The organism is Polyangium jinanense, assembly GCF_028435265.1.
Lineage (GTDB): Bacteria > Myxococcota_A > Polyangia > Polyangiales > Polyangiaceae > Polyangium > Polyangium jinanense.
This window is the reverse complement of record NZ_JAGTJK010000001.1, coordinates 539,075-563,650: the sequence shown is the minus strand read 5'-3', so window position 1 is coordinate 563,650 and position 24,576 is coordinate 539,075. Positions and strand designations below refer to the sequence as shown.

Sequence of the window (24,576 nt, the reverse complement as noted above, 5' to 3'; positions counted from 1 at the left end):
CCTTGCAAAGGTCGTGGACGATCCCGGAGGACCCTGTGGACGGAACGGCGAAGCTCGACGCATATCGGAAAAAGCGTGATCCCGGGCAAACTCCCGAGCCCTTCGGCGGCCCTGAAAGCTCGCCCGGCGCGACCCAGGAAGGCGCGTATGTCGTGCACCTGCACGACGCTCGCCGCCGCCATTACGACCTGCGCCTCGAGGTGGGCGGCGCGCTCGAGAGCTTCTCCGTGCCCAAGGGGCCCACGCTGAATCCGGGCGAGCGCCGCCTCGCCGTCCGCACCGAGCCGCACCCCCTCGAATATCTCCATTTCGAGGACGTCATCCCCGAGGGCAATTACGGTGCCGGACCGATGATCGCCTGGGACACCGGCCGCGTTCGGTACCTGGACGAACCCGCCGAAGACCAGTTACGCAAGGGCAAACTCGAGTTCGAGCTTTCGGGCCACAAGCTCCACGGCCGCTTCCTCCTGGTCCGGCTGAAGGACTCTGACAAGGACTGGCTCCTCTTCAAGAAACACGACGCCTTCGCGGCGCCCGGACACGACATCGTCCAGGAAAAACCACGCTCCGTCCTCTCCGGTCTCGACATCGGCGAGCTCGGCCACGCGACGGACATCGCCTCCGAGCTCGAAGCCCGCGCCGCGGCCCTCGGCGCGCCCACGGGTTCCATCGAGCCAAACATGATCCCCATGCGCGCTTGCCCGGCGCCGAAGGGCTCGCTCGGCTCGAACTACATCTTCGAGCTCAAGATGGACGGCGTCCGCTGCATTGCCCGGAAAAACGGCTCGGACGTCCTCCTCCAGTCCAGAAACCTGCGCGACGTCTCGCGCGTCTATCCCGAGGTCGCGCGCGCCGTCCACAAGCTTGCCGCCGCCCGCCTCGTCCTCGACGGCGAGCTCATCGCCCTCGACCAGGCCGGGCAGCCGAGCTTCCAGCGCCTCGCCCAGCGCATCCACCTCGCGAGGAGCGCCGACATCCGCCGCGCCGAGACCCGGATCCCCGTCCTCTACGTGGTCTTCGACCTGCTCGCTATCGGCGACCGCGACCTGCGCCGCCTCCCGCTCTACGCGCGCAAGGAGCTCTTGCAAAGCCTCGTCCGCGCGCCCGGCGAGATTCGTACCCTCGACATGATCGAGGGCGACCCCACCATGCTCTTCGATTTCTGCCGCGAGCGCCGCATGGAGGGCCTCGTCGCCAAGCGCCGCGATGCCCCCTATCGCCCCGGCCCCGCGCGTTCGTACGACTGGATCAAGCTCAAGTGCGAGCGCGACGAGGATTTCGTGGTCGTCGGGTATACCCTTGGCGAGGGCGGCCGCGCCCGGCTCGGCGCGCTCGACGTCGCGGCCTACGAGGCCGGCGAGCTGCGCTATCGCGGCAAGGTCGGCAGCGGCCTCGACGCGGCTTCGATCGAAGCCCTGCTCGCGCGCCTCACGCCCCTCGGCACGGACAAACCCACCGCGCGTGGCCCTTACAACGCGGCGCCCCGTGGCCGCGTCCACGTGCGCCCCGAGGTTGTCGTGTCCGTACGTTTTTCCGGGTATACCGACGACGGCAACCTGCGCTTCCCGGTTTTTCGCGGGATCCGGGACGACGTCGCGCCCGAGGAGTGCGTGGCCTCGCCGCACGCGGACAAGGAGGAGACCGAGATCGAGCGCCTCGCGGCCGAGTCCGCCCATACCGGCGGCGCCGCGGGGGGACAAACCAAGGTCCCGCTCAACAACCCCGACAAGGTCCTCTTCCCCGAGGACGGCATCACGAAGCGGGACATCGCCGAATACTACGCCGCCGTCGCGCCCGTCCTCCTGCCGCACCTCCGCGACCGACCCGTCATGCTCGTCCGGTATCCCGACGGCATCCACGGCAAGTTTTTTTATCAATGGAACGTCCCCGCGGGCCTGCCCGACTGGGTGCCCACGCTCCGCGTCCGCTTGCCGGGGCGCGAGGACGAGATGGAGGTCTTTCACATCCGCGACGAGGCCACGCTCCTTTACGTCGCGAACCTCGGCGCGATCCCCATTCACGTGATCGCCTCGCGCGTCCCGCACCTCGAAGAGGCCGATTTCTTCAACATCGACCTCGACGTCAGCGGCGGGACGTTCGCCCACGTCATCACGCTCGCGCGCTCGCTCAAGGAATGGCTCGATCAGATCGGCCTGACGGGTTTTCCCAAGACGTCCGGCCAGTCGGGCCTGCACGTCTTCGTCCCGCTCGGCCCCGCGATCTCCTACGAGACGGCGCGCGCCCTCGCCGACCTGCTCGGCCACATGCTCGTCCGGAAACACCCCGACATCGCCACCATGGAGCGCTCGAAGCAGCGCCGCGGCCCGCGCGTGTACGTCGATACCGGACAAACCGGCGCGTCGCGCACCATCGTCGCCCCGTATTCCGTGCGCGCCGTGCCGGGCGCGCGCGTCTCCACGCCGCTCACCTGGGACGAGGTCGACGATTCGCTCGATCCTCGCGCCTTCGACATCCGCACGGTCCCCCGCCGCGTCGCGCGCATCTTCGATCCCATGGCGCCGCTTCTCACGGAAACCCCTTCCGTGCTCGCGGCCATCGAGCGGCTCGAAAAGCTCGCCCTCGGCCGCCACGTCGCCTGACCCGCCTTCATGCGCGCGTCCAGACGAACGCCTCCGTCGGCACGAGCGTCACGTTCGACAAACCATATTTGTCGCGCATCGCGAGCACCCGCTCGGTTGCCACGAGGCAGCCGCCGAAGCCCCAGGGGACGAACACGTCCTCGCCGCTCCACGTCGGCTCGTCGATCGTGAATCCCTCGACGAGCGTGACCTCGGCGCCGCCCATGCATTGCAGGCAATCCGACTCGCCCTCGCGCACCACGCGGCTCCGCTTCGGGTCGATCTGCGTCATCCCATATCCCGCGAGCGCGAGGTGATACCGGGAATGCGCGGCCGATTCCGGATGCACCTTCCGGATCTCGACCTCCTTCAGCCCATGCAGCCCCGAAAGCTTCTCAGCGCGCCACGCTTCGAGGAATCGCTCGGACACCAGCAAATCGAGACCCGGCCCGAACGCCACGTCCCCGAGGCCCTCCCCGCGCGCGAAAAGCTCGGCCCGGAGCGGCGGGATCCATTCCTTTTCGGTGAGCGCGCGCCCGCACGCCGGGCACGTCAGCCCCTCTTTGAACTGCGGTTCGAGCGGGACGAACGCCGTCTCATGGCTCGACCCGGAGCTGTTCAGCAGGACGAAGTACTTCATGCGCCTTCCAGTCTACGACGAGCTCCCCTCCTCTTGCCGCATCTCCTCGACCATCGCCCGCGCTTCGGCCTCCGTGGCGCAAAAAAAGAGGGGGCGCTTCGACCGGTTCGGCTTCAGGACCAGCAGCGCCTTGGCCACCATGTTGGCCAGGAGACGCTGACGAAAGCTCCCCCCGTACAGGATCGTCGCACGCAAGAGCTGCTTGACGTCCCGCTGGATGGAGAGCTTCGCAGCCTCCTCGCTCACCCGCCCGAGCCGCGAGATGTCCGAGATCCAGAAGAGCCGCCGCCCCGTGCGCGCCGCGAGCTCCTCCACCAGGTCGAACATGCACGCCATGTCGGCGCCGGAGACGTCACCCACGTCGCCCAAAAAGAAGAGGTCCGGCTCCTCGAAGCGATAACGATGTGGACTTCCCGCCCGGAGCGGCAACCAATCCTCCCGAACCTCCGGCTTGACCATGCCTCGACGTACCCTTCCAGACGTGCCGTGAACCTGTCCCCCCGATGGGGAAAGATACCGACTTGCGCTACGCGTGGGCGAGCAAAGTAGACGCGGAGACGCCCACCTCCCGAACGCAACGCCTGCGCTCGGCCTCCGCAGTCGTGGTAGGAGGGGGCGAGACCCCACCACCGAGGAGTTCAGTTCATCATGCGACGCGCCCTCCAGACCTTCGTGCTCACCTCCTTCCTTGGCCTCGTCCTCGCCGCCTGCGGGGGCTACTCGCCGGAGGAGGCCCAGACCAAGTGCGACCTCGAACGCACCGCCAAGGCCGCCTGCGTGAACGACGCCGCCTACCAGCAGTGCTTGAGCTGCTTCGAAGAGTGCGGCGATACCTGTGCCATCGCCGAGTCCTGCCCCATCCAGTACATCTGCTCCGAGTAATCCTTCCCACGCGGCGGCTCCACGCTGCGCATCGATGTGGTTTGGAGCACGAAACCCCCGCGCGACCTTCCCAAAAAAGAACGGCCTCGTCGCTTTCGTTCGGACGAATGGCCTTCCCAACACATGTAGGGGAACAGGGGAGGTCTGATCGGCGCTCGCCGGGCAGGCCTCTCCGGGGCTTCGAGGACCTCGGTCCTCGTGCCCCTGGTCGGCCGCGGTGTCCGAGTTTCGCTCGGCGTCTGGGCAAAACATCCGCGCGTGCAAGGGCACCGCGGCCGACCAGGGGCAGGCCCCAGGAGGGCGTAACCGTCCTACCGCCCTGGTCACGATCACTCGGTCCTGTGCACCTGGCCAAACCAAAAAGTGCATACGCCGGAAAGAGTCTCGTTGCCTCGGCCTTTGGGACAGTGAAACCTTCTTGGGGTTTGCCCCGTCCAACGCGCCGTAAAACGCCATGACCTTCGACCCCTTCCTCCACGACGAGCCGCCCGACACCCGCCACGACGCACCAACGAAGCGCGCGATGGAAGGGCTCTTCGCCGACGAAGTCGCGTCGAGCGACGGGCCCGCAACACGCGCCATGAGCCCGGACGAACGGGAGATGGCGCTGCTCGGGCACGAGGAAGGTCGATACGAAGGTGATGCGGAAGCCTGGGACGACGACGAACCCGCCGAGCCCGTTTTTCCCCCGGCATTCGACGACTCCGAGGACGAAGATACGGCCCTCGCCGAGCTCGCCGGGTTGTCAATACGGGATGATCGGAAGACGTTACCCTCGGCCCGCTTCACGCACCTCGGTGAATCCCTCGCCCCGCCCCGTTACGCCGACCTCGGCTGGGAAAGCGCGGTCTGCACGGACGAACCCGTGGCGTCCTGGGACGAAACCCCCATCCCGAGCTCCGAGGAGCCGCCCATTTCCTCGCCATCGATCTGGGGACGCGTGCAGCAGTTCGTCGCGCGCCTCGCCCTGAAGCGCCCGGCGCCAAACCCGGCGGCCTCGCACGCGCGGAGCACGGCGCGCGCGGTCGCGGAGCTCGTCTGGACGATGGAGGACGCGGACCTCGAGGTGCTCGCGGCGCACATCGAGCGCGTGGTCTCGCTGCGCCAGCTCGGCCCCGAGGCGTACGCGGAAGCGAGGATTCTCGACGCGCTCGGCACGCTGGAGTCGGAGGACCGCGCCGCGGGCGGCATCTCGCTCTCGGCACTGCGCGCGCACATGCCCGAGGTGTCTCGCAGCGCGCTCGACGCAGCGCTCTTGCGCCTCGAAGAACGCCGCTTCCTCGCGCTCGCGCCCGCGGAGGACGTGCCGGAACGTGACGCGCTGCGCGACCCGAAACGAGGGTTGCTCGGTCGCTGCGCGCTCCTGGCGCCTTCCACGATGGGGGGCTCGCGCAGCTAACGCTGCGCTCTGCCCCCCAAACCCCCCGGTTTGCCCACCGTACCCCCGCCCATCACTTCATCTTCGCCGCTTCCTCGCCGACGCGTTCGAAGAGCTCCGGGATCGCCTTCTTCTGGGCGGCTTCGCGGATCCAGCCGGGCAGGGCGGTGTTCGGCTCGGCGTGCACCGTGTACACGACGAGGCTCTTCTTGCCGCCGTCGTGCGGCTTCACCTCCCAGCTCCCCTGGTTGAACTTGTAGTCGCCGCGCAGAAGCTTCCAGCGCCGCGACATGCCCTGGTCGCTCACCTCGTGCACGGCCTCGGTCACGGCCGTCAGGTTCGACAGCGGGAACGGCATCGCGATCGTCACCTCGCAGGTGTGCTTGTTCCCTTCCTGCTTGACGAGCCGCGAGGCCTCGATGCGCGGCATGCGCTTCTTGTAACTCGCGCACTCGGAGACCACCTGCCACACCTTCTCGGGCGGCTGATCGATCACGCCCTTCGCCACGACCTTCGGCGTGTCGCTGCCCTTCACCTCGATCACCCGGATGTCGGGCGGCGCCGAACCTCCGGCGAGGGCGTCGGGTCCGAGCAACGTCGTGCCGACGAGGGTTGCGCCTGCCAGAACGGCGAGGGCGCCGCGCGGGAAGAGAATCGATCGTTCGCGTTCCATCTGTGCGGGCCTCCGGTCGTGACAGATCGAGAACTATCAGCGGAGCCGCACTCGGGACAAGTCCCCGCAGCATGGAGGCATGCAAAGATCCCGACCGTTCGTCATGTACGTTTTCCGGGTGGCTGTCGCCGCCAAACCCTACCGGTCGAGCTCCCGCCGGACGACGGCCTCGAGCGCGTCGATGAAGCGGGGCCGATCGCACACCGCCTTCGCCCGGTAGAACCGCCCGAGCCCCGCCTTCGCGGCGATCTTCGGCGCCTCGATGTCGAGGTCGTAGAGCGTCTCGACGTGCTCGGCGAGAAACCCGATCGGGGCGACGAGCACGGACCCGGCGCCCTTCTGCGCGAGCTCGGCGAACGTCTCGGCGAGATCCGGCCCGAGCCACGGCTCGGCGCTTGCGCCCTGGCTCTGGAAGGCGATACGCGTGGAAAAACCACGCGCTTCGAACCGCGCCGCCACGGCGCCGGCCATTTCGCGAAACTGCACCTCGTATTTGTCCCCCATGGCGATCACCCGGCGCGGCAGGCTGTGCGCCGAGAGGACGATCGGCACCGCCGTTTGCTCCTCCGCGGCCGCGGCGGCGAGCGCCTCGTCGATCGTCTCGACGAACGCGTCGATCAGCGAAGGTTCCATGCCCCAGGCCGGCACGGCGCGGATCGAGAGCTCCGGATGGCTCGCGGCGGCCTCGCGAACGGGCCCGTGATACGCGTCGACCGATTGCGGCGCGAGCGGCAGCGAGACGACCGTCCGCACGCCCTTCGCGACAAGCCCGGGCAGGACCTCGCTCGGATACGGATGCCAGAGCCGGCCCGAGACGGCCACCGGAATGCCGAGCCGGGCTTCGAGCGCGCGCGCCTGCGCCTCGGTGATGGCCATGAGCGGCGAGCCGCCGATCACCTCGAACCGGTGCGTGACCTCCGCGACGAGCTCGGGCGGCGACGGGCGGCCCCGGCGGATGTTGTTCAGAAACGCGGGAATGTCGGCGGTGCGGGAGACGGTCCCGTGGCAGGAGACGAGGACGGCGGTCGACATGGGCCGTGTGTATAGGACAGCGCGGGGGCCGCGACCAGCCACCCGCTACTGCCTACACGATCCGCCCGCGCCGTTCGAGCTCCCGTACGATTTTCTCGGCGCATTCGGCCACGCTCCATTCGTGGCTCGGCAGGACGAGGTCCGCGTCCTCGGGTGGCTCGTACCGGAAATCGAGGCCCGGCACGTGTTTCACCTTGCCGGCCGCGGCGTCGCGGTAAATCCCGCTCCGATCGACCTCCCGGCACCATTCGAGCGGCGCGGCGAGGTGTACCAGGAAAAACCGCTCCGGGCCCACGAGCTCGCGCGCACGCTTGCGGACGGCGTCCTCGGGCGCGACCAGCGAGGCCACGCAGATGAGGCCCGCGTCGTTCAGGAGCTTTGCGACCTCCATCGAGCGGCGCAGGTTCTCCGAGCGGTCCGACGCGGAGAAGCCGAGGTCCCGATTCATCCCGTGCCGCATCGACTGCCCGTCGATCGCCGCGACCGCGCGACCGAGATCGAACAGCCTGCGCTCGACCTCCCGCGCCACGCTGGTTTTTCCCGACCCGGCGAGCCCCGTGATCAGAATCGTCGTGGGCCGCTGCCCATAACGTTTTTCCCGCTCCTCGCCCGTGACCGCGCTCTCCGCCTGCGTGAGCCTCCCTTGCGCCGGATCGTCCCAGCGCCCCTCCCCGCTCTCGACGATCATCCCGGCGCCGACCGTTCCATTCGTCACGCGGTCGATCACGATGAACGCGCCCGTCGCCCGATTCTTCGTGTACGCGTCGAACAGCAGCGGCCGGCTCGTGCGCAGCTCCACGCGGCCAATCTCGTTCAGCGCGAGCGCCGGCGCGTCGCTCTTCTCCAGCGTGTTCACGTCCACGCGGTGCACGATCCGCGTCACGCTGCCCGGCGTGCGCAAGGGCCCATGCTTGATCCAGTATTCGCGCCCCGGCACCATCGGCCGCTCGTCCATCCACACGAGCATCGCGAGCACGCGGGTCGAAATCTCGGGCCGGTTGTCCGAGTGACACAATACATCGCCGCGGCTCGCGTCGATCTCGTCTTCGAGCGTCAACGTCACCGACATCGGCGCCGCGGCCTCGGCGAGATCCCCCTCCCACGTCACGATCCGCGCGACCTTGCTCGTGCGCCCGGACGGCAGCGACACCACCTCGTCCCCGACCCGCACCGAGCCCGAGGCGATCGTCCCAGCAAACCCGCGGAACTCCTGGCTCGGCCGGTTCACGTATTGCACCGGAAACCGCAGGTCCACCGTGTTCGACGCCTCGTCGAGAGGCACCGTGTCCAGCAATTCGAGCAATGGCTCGCCCTCGAACCAAGGCATGGCCGCGCTCTTCTCGACCACGTTGTCGCCCACGAGCGCGCTCATCGGGATGAACCAGTGGTGCCGGTCCGGCAAATGGCTCGCGAAATCGAGATACGCGCGCCGGATCTCCTCGAAGACCTCCCGCGAATACCCCACGAGATCCATCTTGTTCACGGCCACCACGACCTTGCGAATCCCGAGCAGGCTCGTGATGAACGCGTGCCGCTTCGTCTGCGTCGTCACGCCCTTGCGCGCGTCGATCAGGATCACCGCGAGCTCGGCCGTGCTCGCGCCCGTGGCCATGTTGCGCGTGTATTGCTCGTGCCCGGGCGTATCCGCGATGATGTACTTGCGCCGTGCCGTCGAAAAATACCGATACGCGACGTCGATCGTGATCCCCTGCTCGCGCTCGCTCTTCAGGCCGTCGACGAGCAGGGCGAGGTCGATCGCGCCGCCCTGCGTGCCGAAGACCTTGCTGTCCTTGGCGACCGCGGCGAGCTGGTCCTCGTAAATGCCCTTCGTGTCGTGCAGGAGCCTGCCGATCAGCGTGCTCTTGCCGTCGTCGACGTTCCCGCACGTGAGGAAGCGCAAGAGCTCCTTGCGCTCGTTCCGCGCGAGGTAGGCCTCGATGTCGGTCTTTGCGAGGTCTTCTTCGTGGCTCATCTCAGAAGTACCCTTCGCGCTTCTTCTCTTCCATGCTCCCCGACTGATCGAAATCGATGAGCCGACCCTGGCGCTCGCTCTGCCGCGCGAGGAGCATCTCCTGGATGATCTCGGGCAGCGTCGTGGCATTGCTCTCGATCGCGCCCGAGAGCGGATAACAGCCGAGCGTCCGGAACCGGACGTTCTTGATCACCGGCGCCTCGCCCGGCCGGAGCGGCAGCCGCTCGTCATCGACCATGAGGAGCACGCCGTCGCGCTCCACGACCGGACGCGGCGCCGCGAAATACAGCGGCACGATCGGCAGTTTTTCCTGGTGGATGTATTGCCAGACGTCGAGCTCGGTCCAGTTCGAGAGCGGAAACACCCGAAGGCTCTCGCCCTTGTGAACTTCGGTATTGTAAACGTTCCAGAGCTCCGGCCGCTGGTTCTTCGGGTCCCAGCGGTGGTTCTTGTCGCGGAACGAAAAGACGCGCTCCTTCGCGCGCGATTTCTCCTCGTCACGCCGCGCGCCGCCGAACGCCGCGTCGAAGCCGTACTTGTCGAGCGCTTGCTTCAGCGCCTGCGTCTTCATCACGTCGGTGTGCACCTTGCTCCCGTGCGTGATCGGACCAACGCCGGCGCGCAGGCCCTCCTCGTTCGTGTAGACGAGCAGATCCACCCCGAGCTCGCCCTTCACGTAGCCATCGCGATAGGCATACATGTCCCGGAACTTCCACGTCGTGTCCACGTGGAGCAGCGGGAACGGCAGCGTCGCGGGGTGAAACGCCTTCCGCGCGAGGTGCAGGAGGACCGTGCTGTCCTTGCCGATCGAGTAGAGCATCACGGGTCGCTCGAAGCACGCGACGACCTCGCGAAGAATGTGGATGCTCTCGGCCTCGAGCATCTTGAGGTGCGTGAGCTTTCCCTGGGACATGCTGCTCTCGACGCGCTGGGTCATGCCCGAGCGTCGGAGCAGAACATCCCGCGAACACGCCGTCTGTCAAGGGCGTCCGGCCACACGGCGAGCCCGCTCACCCCGCGATCGAGCACAATCGATCGCGGAGCGCGGCAAACGAAGGCGCATGATGCCCCACGAGAGAGACGGCCACGTTCGCCGCGCGCTCGCGCATGGCGCGGGGCGCGTCGCTCGCGACGACCCGGAGCGCGAGCTCGGCTTCGAGCGGCACGTCGCCGAGCAAGCCCGCGAGCTCGAACGCGCGCACGGAAAACGCGGCGGGGACCTGGCCGAGCATCGCGAGAAGGCGCAAGGCGCGCGCCGCGAGCGCGAGATCGTCGAGGGACGCGGGGAAGGCCCGGAAGCGGTCTTCGAGGGCCTCCACGACGAACGAGGAGCGCGCCCGCGCCGCGTCGAGCTGCCCCGAGGCGGCGAGCGTCTCGGCCCGCTTCTGCTCGAAGATCGGGCGCGTGGGCAGAGGCTCGCGCGCGATGGCCGACGCGAGGAAAACGAGCGCCTCGCCGAAGAGGCCCATGCGACAGAGCGCGGTCGCCGTGGCCTCGCGGCGGAAGGCGTCGAGCGAGGGCGAATCGTTTCTATCGCGGACGCGCGCGACGGCGAGGGCCACGTCGTAACGTGCCCCCGCGATCAACGTCTCGATCGCCCCGGTGATCGCCTCGGCCGCGAGCTTTGGCCCGAGCAGCGGCGCAAACGCCGATATTTCGACCCATCGCGCGGGCGTCACCACGAGCGGGCCCGCTTCGAGCGAGCCGCCGAGCGGCAACGCCGCGAGCTTTTCGAACAGGAAAAGCGCCTCGTCGTCGTGGCCGAGCGCGCATTCGATTCGACCGAGGCCGATCACGGCGCGGAGCGCGAGGGCGAGCGCCGTGAGATCGCCATTCCGATGGAACGACCGTGTGAGCTCTCCGATCGACGCGAGGTAGAGGCGCCGCGCGTCGATCGGGCGGCCCAGGAGCGATGCGAGCCGGGCGGTCTCCTCGAAGCAGAGGGCGAGATCCGGGAGGCGGATCGTTTCGTCTTCGAGGGCCCGATCGAGGCGCGCGGCGATGTCCACGCACGCGGGCTCGATCGGCCCGCGCGGCCACTTCTCGCGCGGGGCCAGGAATTCGTCGCAAAGAAAAGCGCTCGGCCCGCCGCCCGGAGCGGCTGGCCATGTAAGGGCGATGGCGCTCATGACGACCGCCTTTCAAGGTGCGTCCGAAAACCGGGCAATGCCCGGCGAGTGCCTCCGAAGAGGCGTGCGCCCCCGGAGAGGCGCTATCGGGGCGAGGTCTCCCAGCCCCGTGGGTGCTGCATTCGATTGTGGCCGGGCGCTGCGGACGTCAACGCTCGGTGGATTCGATCATTACGGGATCCACCCTGGAATGGCAACGAAATTGGCCCCCTGTATGGGACAACAAATGTCCGATCCCGGGGCGCACGTCGAGGGCGCTTGACGCCGCCGCGGCCGCAGGCCTTCATGGACGGCATGCAGCCTGTCATCCAGCCTGCGAAGAAGCCTGCCGGAAAAGCCATGTCCCTCCTCGGCGTGCTCGTCCTCTTCGCGCTCCTCGCGTCGTCGTGCGTGGGCAAATACATGTACACAATTTCGGCCCCGCCCATCGCGCGGACGGTCGAGCTCGTGGAGAAGGACGCCGCCGTGGCCGCGGCGCTCGGGAGCCCGGTCTCGGTCTCGCTGGCCGTGGGGACGTCGCTCCGCCGCGACCTGCTCCGCAAGCTCCGGGGTACGGACAACGTGGACGTCGACACGAAGGTCAAGGGCCCGAAGGGCGAGGCCCGCCTCGAGCTTCGCGCGCTCAACATGGAAAACCAGGGCTGGGACGGAAGGTTCTCCGTCAAAATCGAAGGGCGCCCCGTGCTGCGCGAACAGGGCTACGTGCAAGAAGGCGCGAGCACCCTGCTCGAAGGCGACTTCGCCCCCGACGGCGCCCCGCGCATCAAGAAGCCCTGATCGGGCGCCTCACGGCGCGAGCAAGAGCACCTTCGGCTGGCTCGGCACGATCCGCATGCCGGGGCAATTCGTCGAATTCTGCAAGGCCATGCTGGTCATGCGTGTCGCCGGCATTCCGCCGACGAGGACACGGAACGCGGCCGTCAGGTGCCGCGAAGGCCCCATCACCGTCCCCGACGCCACGCCCATCGCCACGCCGGCGTTATCGCCGTTCGTCATCGGAATGCACGTGGTCATGTTGTGCGAGGGCGTGCACGTGAAGAGGACCTTGTAACAGGCCGAAACGGCCATCACCCCGACGGCGATGTTCGGATAAGGGACCGGCGTGGGCGCGGGCATGGGCGTGAGGCACACGTCCGGAAACCCGAGGTCCATTCCCATCATCTGCGTATTCGCGAACATGGCCGTCACCCCAGGTGGATCTGCTCGCCGTCGACCTTCACGAGCTCCTTCGCCATCACGATCGCGTGCTCGGCGCGCATGCTCAGCGTGCGCTTGGCTGCGTGATCGATGCTCTCGGCGCGGAGGTTGTCCTGCTCGGTCACGACCCGATAGACACGCTTCGCCTTCTGGAAGATGCGATCCGCGATCGAATCGAGCGCCTCGGCGACGACCTTCACCACGCCGACCTCGGCATGCACGGCGCTGCTGAAGACCCCGAGGCGCTCGGCGGACACGGCGGCGTCGGCCGCTTGAATCGTGGCGCGCCCGGCAATCATGCTGATCTCCTGCTCGGTCACGACCTCCACGCCCTCGCGCGAGAGCACGCGGACCTTGCCGGAAGGCGCCTCGATCGAGGCGTCCCCTTCGAGCACGATCCGCGAGCTCGCCTCGGCATCGCGCTCCAGCACCGCGAGCACGTATGCCGCGCCGCTCTCCAGGAGCACCACGAGCACGGCATCACCCGCCGTCGGCGCCAGCAGACAGCTCGCGGCGCGCCGCGCGACGAGGATGTCGTCCGCGACCTCGACCCGGATGAGCTCTCCCTCGATGGCGTGGACCGTCCCGACCTCCTGGACGGCGCGGCCTCGGGGGGATTTCGCTCGCTTTCGTTGCGGCTCGAAATTCATGACAAACCACTCCTTCAGCTTGGAACGAAGCTCTCCGCCTTTGCGAGCTCGCGATCGTCGCCCAGCGCGAGCGCACGATCCGTGAAAATGGCCTGGGCCTCCACGGTACGGTGGAATCTGGCCCGGAACAGGGTCGCGCCCGAGAAGTCGGACTTCGACACGTCGGCGTTCGAGAAATCCGCGTACGTGAGATCCGCGGCGGGCAAGAGCGCCCCCACGCAGCGGGCGCGATGGAAGATGCACTGCGCGAGCTTCGCTTTCGCGAAATTCGCTCCCGAGAGATCCGCGTCCGCGAAGATCGCCTGATGAAAATCGCCGCGGCGCGCCCGCGCGGAGACGAGCTTCGCCTCCACGAAAAGCGCGTTCTTCGCGTTCACGTCATCGAGGTTCGCGCCCGAGAGATCGGCGCCCTTGAAATTCGCCTGCACGAGGTGCGCGCCCGAAAGATCGGTCCCGCGCAGATCACATTCCATGAGCTGCGTCAGGCCGAGATCCACGCCGGGGAGCGACATCCCGGACAGGTTCGAGCCGACGAGCACGGCCGTCTCGAAGCGCGCCTTCTCGAAGAGGACCTTGCGCAGATCCGTCTTCAGCACGGCCGTTTGTCGGACCACGCTGCGCGTGAGCCAGAGCCCCGCGAGGTCACACGAGACCAGGCTCGACCGATCGAGCACGACGTCCACGAAGCTCGCGCCTTCGAGCTTTCCTTCGAGGATGTTCGTATTGTGCACCTTCGTGCGCTCGAACTTCGCGCCCGTCAGGTTGCATTTGTTGAAATTGGCAAACGAGAGATTCGTGTCCTCGAACGACACGCCTTCGAGGTTGCACTCCACGAACGACGCGTGCCGCGCATCCACGCCCGCGAGGTTCACGCCCCGCAGATCCGTGCGATGCACGATCACCTCGCGCAGGTTCGCCCCGGCGAAGTTCGCCCCGGCAAACTTGCTCTCCTCGGCGATGAGCCCCCCGAGGGACGCCCCTTGGAGATCGAGCCCCGAGAAATCCAGCCGCTGAAGCACCTCTCCGCGCCCGACGAGACGCTCGAGCTCTTCCTTGTTCATGCGCCGCCCTCCCGCACGAAGCGCACCTGCGTCACGTTCGCCGCGTCGAAGCTCGTCTTGTCGTCGCCCTTCATCCGCGCGAGATCGGCCCGGAACAGGCTCGCGCCGCGGAAATCGGCTCCGGCGACCTTCGCCTTTTGCATGACCGCGAGCATGAGGTCCGCCCCGCGCAGTGTCGCCTTGTCGAGGTTCGTCCGCACCCAGCGCGACTCCCGGGCGCGAATCCGATCGAGCTTCGCGCCACGCAGATCACATTCGCTGAGGTCGCCGCGGTCGATCTTCGCCTCCGTCAGATCCGCCTCGACGAGCGCCGTCCCGCGCAGGTTTGCCTCGACGAACGTGGCCCCCCGGAACGAGGCGCCCGAAAAGTCGCTCTCCTCGACGAACCGGGCATTGTCGAGCGCCGCCTTGTCGAGGTTCGCGTCCTTGGCCTTGCACCGCAAGAACACGGCCGAGACGAGCTTCGCCCCCGTCATTCGCGCGCCCGAGAGATCACATTCGAGGAACGTCACGCCCGAGAGATCCGCCTCGGAGAAGTCCACTTCGGCGAGGCGCGCTTCGAGCAGCCGCGCCCCCGCGAGCGTGACCCGGCGGAGCACGACGTCGCCGAACGTCGCCTCGAGGAGCGACGCGCCCGTGAGATCGGCGCCCGCGAAATCGGCGCCCGCGAGGTTTGCCTTGTCCAGCGTGGCTTGCGCGAGCGCGGCCTTCGCGAGCTTCGCGCCCGTGAGCGTGGCCGCGCCGAGGTTCGTCTCGACAAGCTCGGCGTCTTCGAGGTCTGCCCCGGTGAGGTCCGCCCGCGCGAGCACCGCGCCCCCGAGCCGCGCTTTTCGGAGCACGGTCCCCCGCAGGTTCGCGTTTTCGAGCATGGCGCCTTCGAGGTCCATGCCCGAGAGATCCATTCCTTCGAGCGACGCGCCCGTCAGATCCCGCCCGGCGAGGGATTGCCCCGTCGCCCGCGCTTCGACCACGAGCGCCCGCGCTCGCTCCATCGGCTCACCGGAGAGCGACCCTGCCGGCGGGTAATGATGGGCGAACCGCTGGTACATCTCCCGCAACTTCGTCTCGGTGTATCGCAGTTTCCGCTCGAACTCGGGGTCTGCGAGGTGGGTTTCGAGCTGCTCGCTGGGCGTCCCTTCCTCGCGGTATCGCTTCGCGAGGGCCCGGAACTCGGCGAGCTGGGCATCGGCGGAGAACTTCGGCGGTCCGGCCGCCTCCGCCTGTGCCTTCCGCATCTGCTCGTCGTAATCGAGCCCGGCCGCCTCGCACCGCGCGCGGACGTTCGCGATCGCCTCCTCCCGCTGCTTCTTCACCTGCTCGCGGGCCTTCTCCATTTCCTTTTCCATCTGCTCGACGTGCTCAGCCATGTCGTCGACGTCGGGCAGCGGGGCCTCGGGCGGCAACGCCTGCGGCACCTTCGCGTTTTTCTTGCTGTCAGGGAAATCGTCGAGGTTCTGGTCCACGTCGGCGAGCCGCGCCTCCATCCCCGCGCGCAGGTTCTTCGAGACGAGACGCTCGGTCGTGGTCCCCGGTAGCCCCACCTCGTCCGCGCGGAACGCCGCGTACGACGCGCCGATCGGTAAGAGCTCGCGGTCGCGCAGCGCGTGCAGATGCCCCTTCTCCTTGTCGAGGCGGCGTGCAAAGACCTCCTGGTAATACGCCGAGCTCCGCTTCTGATCCTTCGCGTCGAGCGCGCCGAGGAAATGGAGCACGTCCTTCGCGTCGTCCTCGGCGATCCGCACGACGCCGCGGAAAAGCAGGATACCGAGATTCGCGCCGGGCAAGAGGTGCACCGTCTCCATGCGCAACGGCACCTCCACCCATTCCTCGCCGCGGGGCGTCTTCTGGGTGATGAACGCGCGGCCCACGACCTCGGGGACGCGGGAGACGATTCGCGCCCGCTCGGGGTGCACGTTTTCGAGCTCGATCAGCTCGCCTCCCGAGAAAAACCCTTCGATGCGCTGATCGGGCGGGGCGACGTTGAAGAAGCTCCAGTCGAAATCGCTGGGCATTCCGGGCGCCTCGTTGTCGAGCCATTTCTTGTCGTACGTGCCCGAGTTCGCCCACCGCTCCGGCAGCGTGAGGTCAGCGGGACCAAACGTCGCCGGCTCGGGCCGATCTCCCGGCGCCTTCACGAGCCGCTTCGGGTTCTCCACGTTCGGCAGGAAATGCACCTCGCCGCCGCTCTCGGTCTTCTCCGGCGCAACGCCTCGGCCGATGGGGTTTTTTGTGAACCCCTTGCCGCCGAACGCCCGCGACCACGTGAGAGGCATCTCCGTGAACGGCGCGGGCTCCGACGGTACGCCGAGCTTCCAGGTGCGATCGCCGAAGACGGCCAGACGTTTGTCGATGGCGCCGACCTTGAGGCGCACCGGACAAACCGGCGCCGGCCCGCCCGGCGGATAGGCCTTTCCACTGAGGAGCACCTCGCCGTTCGGCTTCGGGCGGCACACGTCGAGCGGCACGTTCGGCCCGAGCTCTTTCGTGATCGAGAGCCAGAGCGCCGCTTCCGGGACGAGGGAGGGCTCCTCGTCGAGCGTGAAGCCCGCGAGGAGCGAAACGACGAAATGCGGTTCGCGGCGCGCCTCGAAGACGCCTGTCATGACGCCGAGGCGGAGGGGCTTGATGGTCTTCATGCGAGCATGAAAATGCCGACCTGGGTGATGGTCACGCTCTGCTGGATGAGCGTGATGCTCACCGAACCGAGCTCGGCCTCTTTCTTCACGATCTTGCCCTTCTTGAGCTCGAACTCGGCGACGCGATCCACGAGCGAAAGCGTCGCGCCGAACCGGATCTCCGCGGCGAGGATCCCCTCGATCTTGCCGCCCACGAGGCCCTCCATCTTGAGCCCGAGAACGTTCTCGTTCTTGATGCCGATGTACGTCTCGAACTGCGAGCCCTTCACCGTCATTTCCTGGCCGAGGATTTCGTGGATCTCGGACGTGCTCTTCGTCTCGACCTTCGGGGCCTTGATCAGGATTTCCGACTTCGCGGTGACGTCCATGCGCCCGGCCGTCGCGTCGATCACGACATTGCCGCTGGACGATTTCATCGTCATGTTCCCCTTGCTCAGGAGGTCCATCGTCGAGCCGCTCGACTCGACCTTGACCAATCCCTTGCTCAGGATCTCGGTCTTGCCCGTCGTGTCGAACTTCGTGTTGTTCGACGTGACCGTGACCGTGTAATCGCCCTTCGTCGTCGTGGTCATCGACCCCGCAGGCACGTTCGTGATCCAGTTGCCGGTGTCCACGTCGAGCTGGTACTTCCCGCCGAGGGTCTGCACGTTGATGTGGCTGTTCGCCACGATCTTGATGCAGCCATCTGCCGGATCGTCGCCCACCGAGACGCCCACGCCGAGGACCATCCCGCCGCCGATCGTCGACTTCCAGTGGTCGCACACGTCGACGGTCCAGCTCCCGCCGCCGTTCATGCCCACGGTCTGGTCGTAATCCTTTCCGGCGTGGAGCAACGTATTGTCGTCCGTCTTCACGATGAGCTCGTGCTCCTCGTTCGGCGAGCCCATGCGAACGTACGAGTTCGAATACGGCGTCGACAACGTGATTCGCTGCTGCCCGGCGAGGTCCTCGAGCTCGAGCCGGTTCCTGCCGCCCGTTTGAATGACGTTTTTCGTGTGGTTGCCACTCGTCACCGGGCTCGGCGTGAGCGCGTTCGGCACGACGCCGGTGATCACCGGGCGGTCCGGGTCGCCGCCGAGGAACGTGAACACCACCTCGGTCCCTTTGCGCAGCGGGAAATGAAAGCCCTCGATGCCGCCGCCGTGCGGCTGCATCATGCGCACGAACGTCGAGGCATTGCCCTGCTTCAGGTTGCTCTCGTCGTACTTGAACTTGACGAGGTAACGGCCCTGATCGTCGATCTGCGCGTACTCGCTGTCCGCCGCGCCGTCGACGATGCCGTTCTCCACGCCGAAGATGCGCGGCCACGGCGTGCGGCATTCGGGCCGGAACTGCACGTCGGCGGGGATCGCGTCGACCTCGACGAAGTACACCTCCTCGTGGTCGAGCTCCATGAGCTCTTTCCACTGGGTATGCCCGGCGGCCTGATTGCCGTAATGGTGCACCTCGATGGCCAAAAACTTCTTGTTGAACGAGGGCTTCGGGTGCTCGTCGAGCTCGAAGGTATGGCCGCTCCGCAGATGCGAGCGCGTGCCCGTCGCCCGGAAGACGACCTCGCGGGCGAGCATCTCCTCGGCGCGGATCTGCGCGAGCCGCTTGCCGTCGCTCGGCGAGAAGAATCGAGCGCCATAGACCGTCACCTCCGCCGTGCCGTGCTGCGAGACGTTCGCCTGACCCGACACGTCGAGGTTCGGCTTGGCGTAATCGTAATCCTTCAGCTTGACCACGGCCGGCAGGGAGGTGTGGCGCGCCCGGAACGTGCGGAACGACGGGCCCGCGCTGCGATCCATGCCCGTCTGCGGGAAATACCGCACCGGCGCGCCGAGCGGCTCCGCGGGGTAGCCTTCCGTGTCGCAGATGATGAGCTTCTCGCCGTTCTCCGAGTGCTCAAAATAATAATAAATGCCATCGCGCTCCATCCACCGCGAGATGAACGCGAGATCGCTCTCGTGATACTGGCAGACGTGCTCTTCCTTGCCGTACCCCGAAAGCCGGATCTCGAAATCGTCCGAGGTGAAGCCATTGTCCTCGAGGATCGCCTGGATGATCTCGGGCACGCTCTTCTTCGTGAAGTTGCGCGAGTGACGCGAGAGCCCGAGGGTCCAGAGGCGCGGCACGATCACGGCGCGGACGAGCGATCGACCGCCGAAGCTGTGCAGGTGCTCGAGGCTGCCGAGGATCCCCGCGATGATGAAGGGCGGCAGCTTGTCGTCGGCGCGATCGATCACGAGCCGTGCCTTGCCGCCGATGCCGTCCGCGAGGTCGATTTCCTCGCCGTCGGCCTCCTCGACCACGACCATGACCTCGAACTCGTAGGGCCGCGAGATGCCCTCCACGCCTCGAAACGTGGCGACGCGGCTGTTCTCGGGAAGTGCGCTCGATTCCAGGGTGATCAGGTCCGCCATAGGCTTGGATGGGAGGATAGATCACGGTCGAGCCGCGTGAGAAGGGAAAACCCGCAGCGCGGAAACCCCGCTAGATCACGCTCCGCGGCCCCGTCACGGCCGCGTGTACGGTCCGCATCGCATCTCGAGCCGCGCCTGCCTCGTCCCGCATCACCGCGAACCACCGCGCCGGCGTGAGCATCGCGTCGGGCAGGAGCCGCTCCAGCAAATCGATCGCTTCGGCCCGCCGCGAGAGATCCGATCCACCGAAATCGGCCACCACCTCGGCGATCGTCGAGAGGACGACGATCACGGCCTCGCAATCGGACGAACGGCCCGTGGATGCATTCTGGCTACCTTCCGCCGCCGGCGCTGGAAACCACCGCAAGAACCGTGCTTCGAGCGCACGCCGATCTTTTTCGATGGCCTCGCGCAGCGCCTTTGATCCTTCCCCCTTCGCCGCCGTGTCCGCCGGGACCCCGAGCGCCGCCTCCGCGCGCGACGCCTCCGCGCTCGCGTCCGCCTCGGCCGCCATCGCTTCGATCGCTGCGATGCTTCGTTTCTCCGCGAGCGCCCCGAGCTCGTCCACGAGCCCGCCGAGCTCGGCTCGGAGCCGCGCCGCCCGCGCCTCGACCGAGAGGTTCTCTTCGTCCGGCGGTCCCTCCACGTGGATCTTCGGCCCCGTGAAGAGTTTGCCCTCGCAGATCTCGACGAGCGCGTCGTCGTCGAGGAAATGATAAAATGCCCGCTCCCCGCGCGCCCGCTGCCGCGCGACCAGCGCCCGCAGCGCCTCGTTCTCCTCCCCGAGCGCGACCACGCTCACGGCGATCGGCACGTCCCCGACCTTCTCCCGCGCGGCCTGGATCACGTCCTCGCGCACCACGGCGTCGCCATCGGTCACGAGCACGATCTGCGCCCGCGCGAGATCCGGATCCTCGTCCTTCGCCGCCCGGATCTGCTCGAAGCTCGACAAGAGCGCATTCTCGATGTCCGTCCCGCCCTTGCGCACTGTCCCGACGACGTCGGCCATCGCCGCGATCGCTTCCTTGCCCTTGCTGATCCGCGAAATCGGCCCGATCTTCTTGGTGAAATATCGATAATGCAGGGTGAGGCGCGTCGACCGATCCCCCTCGGCGAAACGCTTCACCAGCATGCCGAGCTCCGCGAGCAGAATCGCGTCCCGCACCCGCGCCCGCGCGCCCTTCTTGCCGTCTTCGAGCATCGAGCTCGACCCGTCGAGCACGTAGATGCGCGCCTCGCCCACGAGACGCGTCCGCGTCCGCTTCTTGACCTCCTGCTCGACGTAGCGCCGCGCGAGCAGCCGCCCCTCCGCGAGCGCGAGCAGGACCGTGCGTGGATCCTCGATGACCGCGTGCGGGATGTCGAGCACGTCGCGCGCGGGCATCAGCAACAGATCCGGAGTCGGGTGTCGGACGATGCGCACGCGTGTCTCGACCTCGCTCACGCGCACGGGCGCGAGCGGAACGCCGACGTCGACCGTGCCGTCGATCGCGCAAAGCGCCGCGTGCGTCTCGGCCTCGTTCTCGGGCGCGAGCCATTGCAACGCGAGCAGGCGGTATTTTTGGTCTTCGTCGCTCTCGCCCTTGGGCGGCTTCGTCTGCGATTTGCGCGCCTTGACGTATCCTTCCGCGATCGCGGCCATCGCCGCGCCGCCGAACATCTCCTCGCTCGATCGTCGCAAGCTGCGAAGTTTGTCGGCCTCGGGATCCTCGCCCTCGCCTTCGCCGAGCTTCTGGCGCGCGCGGGAGGTCGCGGCGGAAAGCCCCTCGTCGCCGGCCGCGAGCGAGACGCCGTCGAGCGCGACGAGCGCGGCGTGGAGCCTTTGCCGTTCGCCCCGCGCGAGGGCGTCCTTCGCCTGATGCAAGAGCCCGCGGTGTGGCGAGAGCCCCGCGGCTTCGAGCCGATCGATCCGCGCGATCTCCATGGCGAGGTGGCGCCTGCGCACCTCCACGCCCTCCTTGCCGAGCGGCAGCGCCGCGGACGCATCGAGCAGGAGCTTGCGCGCGGATTCGAGCAAGCGGCGTTTGCGCGAGAGAAACTCCGTCTCCCCCCGCGCCGCATCGAGCAGGTGATCGATCGCGAGCAGCTCGACCTCGACGAGGCGCTCCTCCTCCGGCGAGAGGGGTTTGTCCAGAAAGGTATCCGTCGCCTCGGAGGCCTCCGGCGCGGCCGTGGCAGGCTCGTCTTTGCCGGCCTTCTTCGGGGGTTTGTCCTTCCCGCTCGTATCTCCGGGCGTGATCGCGAGCGGCGGCGCGATCCGCACCGGATCGATCGCGGCCGCGACGCGACGCGCGGCCTCGTTTTTCTGATCCCTCGCGGCGCGCGCGGCTCGCACCGTGACCTCGTAGAGCCGGCGCACCCACGCGGCGTGCGCGAGCGGCACCCGCCCATGAACCACGAGCGTTCGTTCGAGCGCGATCACGTTGTCTTCGAGCTCGCGCACGGCGCCCGTGAGCCGTGCCTCGGGCACGGGTTTGCCCCCGGGTGCGCGCAGCGCATCGAGCAGCGCCGTGACGCGGGCCGTGCGCAGCGCCGGGCGATAACCGAGCGCGCGCAGAAGCGGCCGCGCGATACGCACGAGCGGGGCGCGCACGTCGTGCGGCCGCGCCGTGAGCTGCTCGATACGTTCGCCGAGCGAGGAGAGCTCTTCGTCCCTCATGTGTTCTCGACGCGCAGCACTTGTGCCCACGCGGCATCCGCGCGCCGCCGGAAGAGCTCGGTCATGGCGGTGCGTGTCCGCCCGTCGAGGGCATCGATGCGCTGGCGCACGGCATCGACCTCGGCCGCGTGCGCCGGGAACACCTCGGCGACATTGCGTGCTTCGAGGGCAAACCGCGTGAGCGCCCCCTCGTCCCACAGGAGATCGAAGAATCTCGATTCCACGATTTCACGCAAGCGCGCTCCCGCGTCGCCCGCGTGTTCTTCGAGGTCCCGCCAGAACCGTTCGAGGTAGTCGAGCGCCCGCCCGATCCGCGCGAGATCGCCAGCGACGACGCGACCGCGCACCGCCTCCGGCAGCTTCCCGCACGCCGTCGCGATCGCCGCGGCCGCCTCCGCGGGCGAAGGCGCGTCCCGCACGCCCTCGGGCGCGACGACGAGCGCGATCTCGGCGAGCGTGTACGCCGAGGACACGCGCTGCTCGGCCGCGCGGAGCCGGCGATAGCCATCGTAATCGTTGGTTTGTCCCTCGCCGACATTCGGCGCCACGTCCCCGCGGAGGAGCGCCTCCGCCGCCCAGCCGAGGAACGCCTCGGCGGCGATCGCCCGCGCGAGCCCGGCCTTTCCGAGCACGGCGACGAGCGCCTCGACCTCGCGCACGAGCGCGGGCCGGTCGCGCGCGTCGAACCCTTTGAACACCGCCTCGATCAGCGCGCCGAGGCGCGGGCCCGTGACCTTCGCTTTGAGCGTCGACGGCGCGCCGCGCACGCGTTCGAGACGCGCGGCCATCGCGTCGAGCCGATCGAGCTCGGGCGCGATCGCCGCGAGCACCTCGGCGAGCCTGCGCGAAGGCGCGCTCTTCAGCGCGTTCGTGACCACGCTGCGCAGCGAGATGTCGAGCAGGTTCGTGATATCGTCCTCGGCCGCGGCCACGGCGCGCTGCCAGGCTTTTTCCTCGCCGGTCTCGTGCACCGCGCCCTGGCCGAGCAAATCGCGCCGGAGCTCGTACAAGGCTTCGAGCGCCTCGATCCGCGCGCGCGCCCTGCCTTGCGCCTCGGCCCCATCGTCGATGATCGACGCGACGAGATCCGTCGAGGAAGCGCCCGCCGCGTGCCCCGCGGCCTCGTCGACCATCACGAGCGCTCGACCGCGTAGCCAGCGCGCCGTGGCGCGCGTCCCGGCCGTCCCGTCCTCGATCTCGGCCGCGAGGCGCGACAGATCCTTCACGACCTCGCTGATCGGCCGGGTCCCACCGCCCGCGGCGGCGTCGATCCCGCGACGAAGAACGAGCGCCGCGAGCGCCGCCGTCGCGTCCTTCACGAGCGAACTCGCGCGCGCCGCGTCGATCGATCCCGCGCGTGCCTGCGCCCCGAGCTCGCGCATGACGGAGAGCAAGCGCGTCGCATCCCCCGAGGCAATGGCCTGATCGACCATCACGCGAGGTTTGTCCTCGGGCGCCGGGGGCGGCTCCGACTTGCGTTTCTTCTTTTTGCCCGCGTCCGCCGGCACGGCTACCGCATCGGGCTTCGGCGTCTCGACCACGGTGGGCCGGGGTTTTACGTGAATGGGCGGCATCTGGGCGAGGCACGATTCGAAGATCGAGCGCTCGGTGCGCACGATCCCGAGCTGCCGCCGCTCGTTCGGATCACTCTCGCGGGTGATCAGCGCCTCGGTCTGGTCGGGCGTGGGGCCCGAAAGCAAGAGGTGCAGCCGCAGCCATTTGAAATCGGACGGCAGGACCTCGAGCGCGCGCTTCGGATTGTGGAGGATGCGGTCGGCGACCACGGCCGCCCGGAGCACGCGGCCCGAGCGAACGGCCGTGCGCGTGGAGATGTAACGTGTCGGGACGAACGCCGGATCGGCGCGCACGGCGGCGTTGAGCTCGCGATCGAAGCGCTCGAGCAGCGCCGCGAGGCCGTCGCATACCGGATCGGAGACGTGGACCTCGTCGACGAGGTGCTGCAAAGCATCGAGGTCCTGGACGCTCAGCGTGGATTCGAGCAGCGGCCGCGACGAACCCCCGACATGCCGACGCAGCACGAGCCCGAGCTGATTCGGATCGGCGAACCCGCGCGGGACGAACGAGACGAACGCGATACGATCGACGAACGCGAGCAGCGTCTCCCGCGAGCCTTCCAGCACGTCGGCGATGTACCGGTTCGTCGTCATCAATGCGCACTCGATGCGGCCGCGCTTCACCTGCCCGCCTTGCTTCACCTCGCGCTCGTGCAGCACGTTCAGCGCGGAGCGGAGCAGCATGTCGCGGCCGTCGAAGATCTCGTCGAGAAACGCGTGGACGGCGCCGAGCATCCCCTCGTCGGTGAAATGCTCGGTGCGCCCCGTCTCCATGAGCGTCTTGAAATCGATGGGGCCGATGAGATCGGTCTGGACCGTGCTCTCGCCGATCTGCCGCGCGTAGAGGCTCGGCTCGCCCGTCTCCTCGTCGAGGATGCGCCCGAAGACCGCGGAGGCGAGCTGGCTCTTCGCCGTCCCCGGCGGGCCCGTGACGAGCAGGTGCTCGCGCGAGAGGAGCGCGAGCGCGAGCTGGAGGAGCAGGTCGTCGCGCTCGAGGAAGATGTGATGCAGCTCGTCGAAGAAGGCGCGGAACCGATTGGAAGCGGCTTCGAGGCGGATCGGATCGACCATCGCGGCCGAGGGTAGCGGCCTCGGGGGGCCGAGGTAAA

General features: G+C 68.0%; 18 protein-coding genes. 4 read left to right on the top strand and 14 right to left on the bottom strand.

The genetic code is table 11. The features are described from left to right. Positions 1-35 precede the first annotated feature (35 nt). Complete coding sequence (gene ligD, locus KEG38_RS02335) at positions 36-2,600, top strand: DNA ligase D (RefSeq protein ID WP_272417314.1); 2,565 nt, start codon at positions 36-38, stop codon at positions 2,598-2,600. Positions 2,601-2,607: 7 nt separating this feature from the next. Here the strand turns inward: ligD and KEG38_RS02330 are convergent, their stop codons facing one another. Both KEG38_RS02330 and KEG38_RS02325 read right to left on the bottom strand, forming a co-directional pair. Beyond that, positions 2,608-3,219 carry a hypothetical protein gene (locus tag KEG38_RS02330; protein WP_272417313.1) on the bottom strand — a complete coding sequence of 204 codons (612 nt, stop codon included), beginning with the start codon at positions 3,217-3,219 and terminating at the stop codon, positions 2,608-2,610. Between the two features lie 12 nt (positions 3,220-3,231). Continuing rightward, positions 3,232-3,678 (bottom strand): hypothetical protein, encoded by a 447-nt coding sequence (locus KEG38_RS02325; protein ID WP_272417312.1) that lies wholly within the window; start codon positions 3,676-3,678, stop codon positions 3,232-3,234. 189 nt (positions 3,679-3,867) lie between these two features. Between KEG38_RS02325 and KEG38_RS02320 the strand changes: the two genes are divergently transcribed. Continuing rightward, positions 3,868-4,101 carry a hypothetical protein gene (locus tag KEG38_RS02320; RefSeq protein WP_272417311.1) on the top strand — a complete coding sequence of 78 codons (234 nt, stop codon included), beginning with the start codon at positions 3,868-3,870 and terminating at the stop codon, positions 4,099-4,101. 454 nt (positions 4,102-4,555) lie between these two features. Then, positions 4,556-5,500, top strand: coding sequence for a hypothetical protein (locus KEG38_RS02315; RefSeq protein ID WP_272417310.1), 945 nt, complete (start codon positions 4,556-4,558; stop codon positions 5,498-5,500). A gap of 52 nt (positions 5,501-5,552) precedes the next feature. Here KEG38_RS02315 and KEG38_RS02310 read toward each other — a convergent pair whose 3' ends face one another. The 5 genes from KEG38_RS02310 to KEG38_RS02290 all read right to left on the bottom strand — a co-directional run bounded on the left by KEG38_RS02310 (position 5,553) and on the right by KEG38_RS02290 (position 11,285). Continuing rightward, positions 5,553-6,152, bottom strand: a complete 600-nt coding sequence (locus KEG38_RS02310) for an SRPBCC family protein (protein WP_272417309.1) — start codon at positions 6,150-6,152, stop codon at positions 5,553-5,555. A 138-nt stretch (positions 6,153-6,290) separates the two neighbouring features. Next, a complete protein-coding gene (gene hemH, locus KEG38_RS02305; protein ID WP_272417308.1) occupies positions 6,291-7,184 on the bottom strand; it encodes a ferrochelatase in 894 nt (297 codons plus the stop codon). A gap of 52 nt (positions 7,185-7,236) precedes the next feature. Continuing rightward, positions 7,237-9,156 (bottom strand): sulfate adenylyltransferase subunit CysN, encoded by a 1,920-nt coding sequence (gene cysN, locus KEG38_RS02300; RefSeq protein ID WP_272417307.1) that lies wholly within the window; start codon positions 9,154-9,156, stop codon positions 7,237-7,239. A gap of 1 nt (position 9,157) precedes the next feature. Continuing rightward, positions 9,158-10,093 carry a sulfate adenylyltransferase subunit CysD gene (gene cysD / locus KEG38_RS02295; RefSeq protein WP_276072124.1) on the bottom strand — a complete coding sequence of 312 codons (936 nt, stop codon included), beginning with the start codon at positions 10,091-10,093 and terminating at the stop codon, positions 9,158-9,160. Positions 10,094-10,166: 73 nt separating this feature from the next. Next, positions 10,167-11,285, bottom strand: a complete 1,119-nt coding sequence (locus KEG38_RS02290; protein ID WP_272417306.1) for a hypothetical protein — start codon at positions 11,283-11,285, stop codon at positions 10,167-10,169. 294 nt (positions 11,286-11,579) lie between these two features. On the opposite strand from KEG38_RS02290, the gene KEG38_RS02285 reads away from it, so the two are divergent. Then, positions 11,580-12,062 carry a cytochrome c oxidase assembly factor Coa1 family protein gene (locus KEG38_RS02285; RefSeq protein WP_272417305.1) on the top strand — a complete coding sequence of 161 codons (483 nt, stop codon included), beginning with the start codon at positions 11,580-11,582 and terminating at the stop codon, positions 12,060-12,062. A gap of 9 nt (positions 12,063-12,071) precedes the next feature. On the opposite strand, the gene KEG38_RS02280 is transcribed toward KEG38_RS02285, so the two are convergent. The 7 genes from KEG38_RS02280 to KEG38_RS02250 all read right to left on the bottom strand — a co-directional run bounded on the left by KEG38_RS02280 (position 12,072) and on the right by KEG38_RS02250 (position 24,538). After that, a complete protein-coding gene (locus KEG38_RS02280) occupies positions 12,072-12,464 on the bottom strand; it encodes a DUF4150 domain-containing protein (protein ID WP_272417304.1) in 393 nt (130 codons plus the stop codon). 5 nt (positions 12,465-12,469) lie between these two features. Beyond that, positions 12,470-13,132 (bottom strand): DUF3540 domain-containing protein, encoded by a 663-nt coding sequence (locus KEG38_RS02275; protein WP_272417303.1) that lies wholly within the window; start codon positions 13,130-13,132, stop codon positions 12,470-12,472. Between the two features lie 14 nt (positions 13,133-13,146). Continuing rightward, the gene (locus tag KEG38_RS02270) at positions 13,147-14,193 is read right to left on the bottom strand and encodes a pentapeptide repeat-containing protein (RefSeq protein ID WP_272417302.1); all 1,047 of its coding nucleotides are present in this window, start codon (positions 14,191-14,193) and stop codon (positions 13,147-13,149) included. Continuing rightward, complete coding sequence (locus KEG38_RS02265) at positions 14,190-16,829, bottom strand: DUF2169 domain-containing protein (RefSeq protein WP_272417301.1); 2,640 nt, start codon at positions 16,827-16,829, stop codon at positions 14,190-14,192. Before KEG38_RS02265 ends, KEG38_RS02270 begins: the two co-directional genes overlap by 4 nt. Further along, complete coding sequence (locus tag KEG38_RS02260; RefSeq protein ID WP_272417300.1) at positions 16,826-19,234, bottom strand: type VI secretion system Vgr family protein; 2,409 nt, start codon at positions 19,232-19,234, stop codon at positions 16,826-16,828. The genes KEG38_RS02265 and KEG38_RS02260 overlap by 4 nt, the downstream gene beginning before the upstream one ends. A 70-nt stretch (positions 19,235-19,304) precedes the next feature. Further along, complete coding sequence (locus tag KEG38_RS02255) at positions 19,305-21,893, bottom strand: hypothetical protein (RefSeq protein WP_272417299.1); 2,589 nt, start codon at positions 21,891-21,893, stop codon at positions 19,305-19,307. After that, the gene (locus tag KEG38_RS02250; RefSeq protein WP_272417298.1) at positions 21,890-24,538 is read right to left on the bottom strand and encodes an AAA family ATPase; all 2,649 of its coding nucleotides are present in this window, start codon (positions 24,536-24,538) and stop codon (positions 21,890-21,892) included. The genes KEG38_RS02255 and KEG38_RS02250 overlap by 4 nt, the downstream gene beginning before the upstream one ends. Between the last annotated feature and the right edge of the window lie 38 nt (positions 24,539-24,576).

Bases quoted from the DNA above. Each gene is read 5' to 3' on its own strand.
- cysN (WP_272417307.1), bottom strand. From the start codon at position 9,156: ATGAGCCACGAAGAAGACCTCGCAAAGACCGACATCGAGGCCTACCTC.
- KEG38_RS02250 (WP_272417298.1), bottom strand. From the start codon at position 24,538: ATGGTCGATCCGATCCGCCTCGAAGCCGCTTCCAATCGGTTCCGCGCC.
- KEG38_RS02310 (WP_272417309.1), bottom strand. From the start codon at position 6,152: ATGGAACGCGAACGATCGATTCTCTTCCCGCGCGGCGCCCTCGCCGTT.
- KEG38_RS02320 (WP_272417311.1), top strand. From the start codon at position 3,868: ATGCGACGCGCCCTCCAGACCTTCGTGCTCACCTCCTTCCTTGGCCTC.
- KEG38_RS02325 (WP_272417312.1), bottom strand. From the start codon at position 3,678: ATGGTCAAGCCGGAGGTTCGGGAGGATTGGTTGCCGCTCCGGGCGGGA.
- hemH (WP_272417308.1), bottom strand. From the start codon at position 7,184: ATGTCGACCGCCGTCCTCGTCTCCTGCCACGGGACCGTCTCCCGCACC.
- cysD (WP_276072124.1), bottom strand. From the start codon at position 10,093: ATGACCCAGCGCGTCGAGAGCAGCATGTCCCAGGGAAAGCTCACGCAC.
- KEG38_RS02315 (WP_272417310.1), top strand. From the start codon at position 4,556: ATGACCTTCGACCCCTTCCTCCACGACGAGCCGCCCGACACCCGCCAC.
- KEG38_RS02265 (WP_272417301.1), bottom strand. From the start codon at position 16,829: ATGAAGACCATCAAGCCCCTCCGCCTCGGCGTCATGACAGGCGTCTTC.
- KEG38_RS02270 (WP_272417302.1), bottom strand. From the start codon at position 14,193: ATGAACAAGGAAGAGCTCGAGCGTCTCGTCGGGCGCGGAGAGGTGCTT.
- KEG38_RS02285 (WP_272417305.1), top strand. From the start codon at position 11,580: ATGCAGCCTGTCATCCAGCCTGCGAAGAAGCCTGCCGGAAAAGCCATG.
- KEG38_RS02280 (WP_272417304.1), bottom strand. From the start codon at position 12,464: ATGTTCGCGAATACGCAGATGATGGGAATGGACCTCGGGTTTCCGGAC.
- KEG38_RS02290 (WP_272417306.1), bottom strand. From the start codon at position 11,285: ATGAGCGCCATCGCCCTTACATGGCCAGCCGCTCCGGGCGGCGGGCCG.
- KEG38_RS02260 (WP_272417300.1), bottom strand. From the start codon at position 19,234: ATGGCGGACCTGATCACCCTGGAATCGAGCGCACTTCCCGAGAACAGC.
- KEG38_RS02255 (WP_272417299.1), bottom strand. From the start codon at position 21,893: ATGAGGGACGAAGAGCTCTCCTCGCTCGGCGAACGTATCGAGCAGCTC.
- KEG38_RS02275 (WP_272417303.1), bottom strand. From the start codon at position 13,132: ATGAATTTCGAGCCGCAACGAAAGCGAGCGAAATCCCCCCGAGGCCGC.
- KEG38_RS02330 (WP_272417313.1), bottom strand. From the start codon at position 3,219: ATGAAGTACTTCGTCCTGCTGAACAGCTCCGGGTCGAGCCATGAGACG.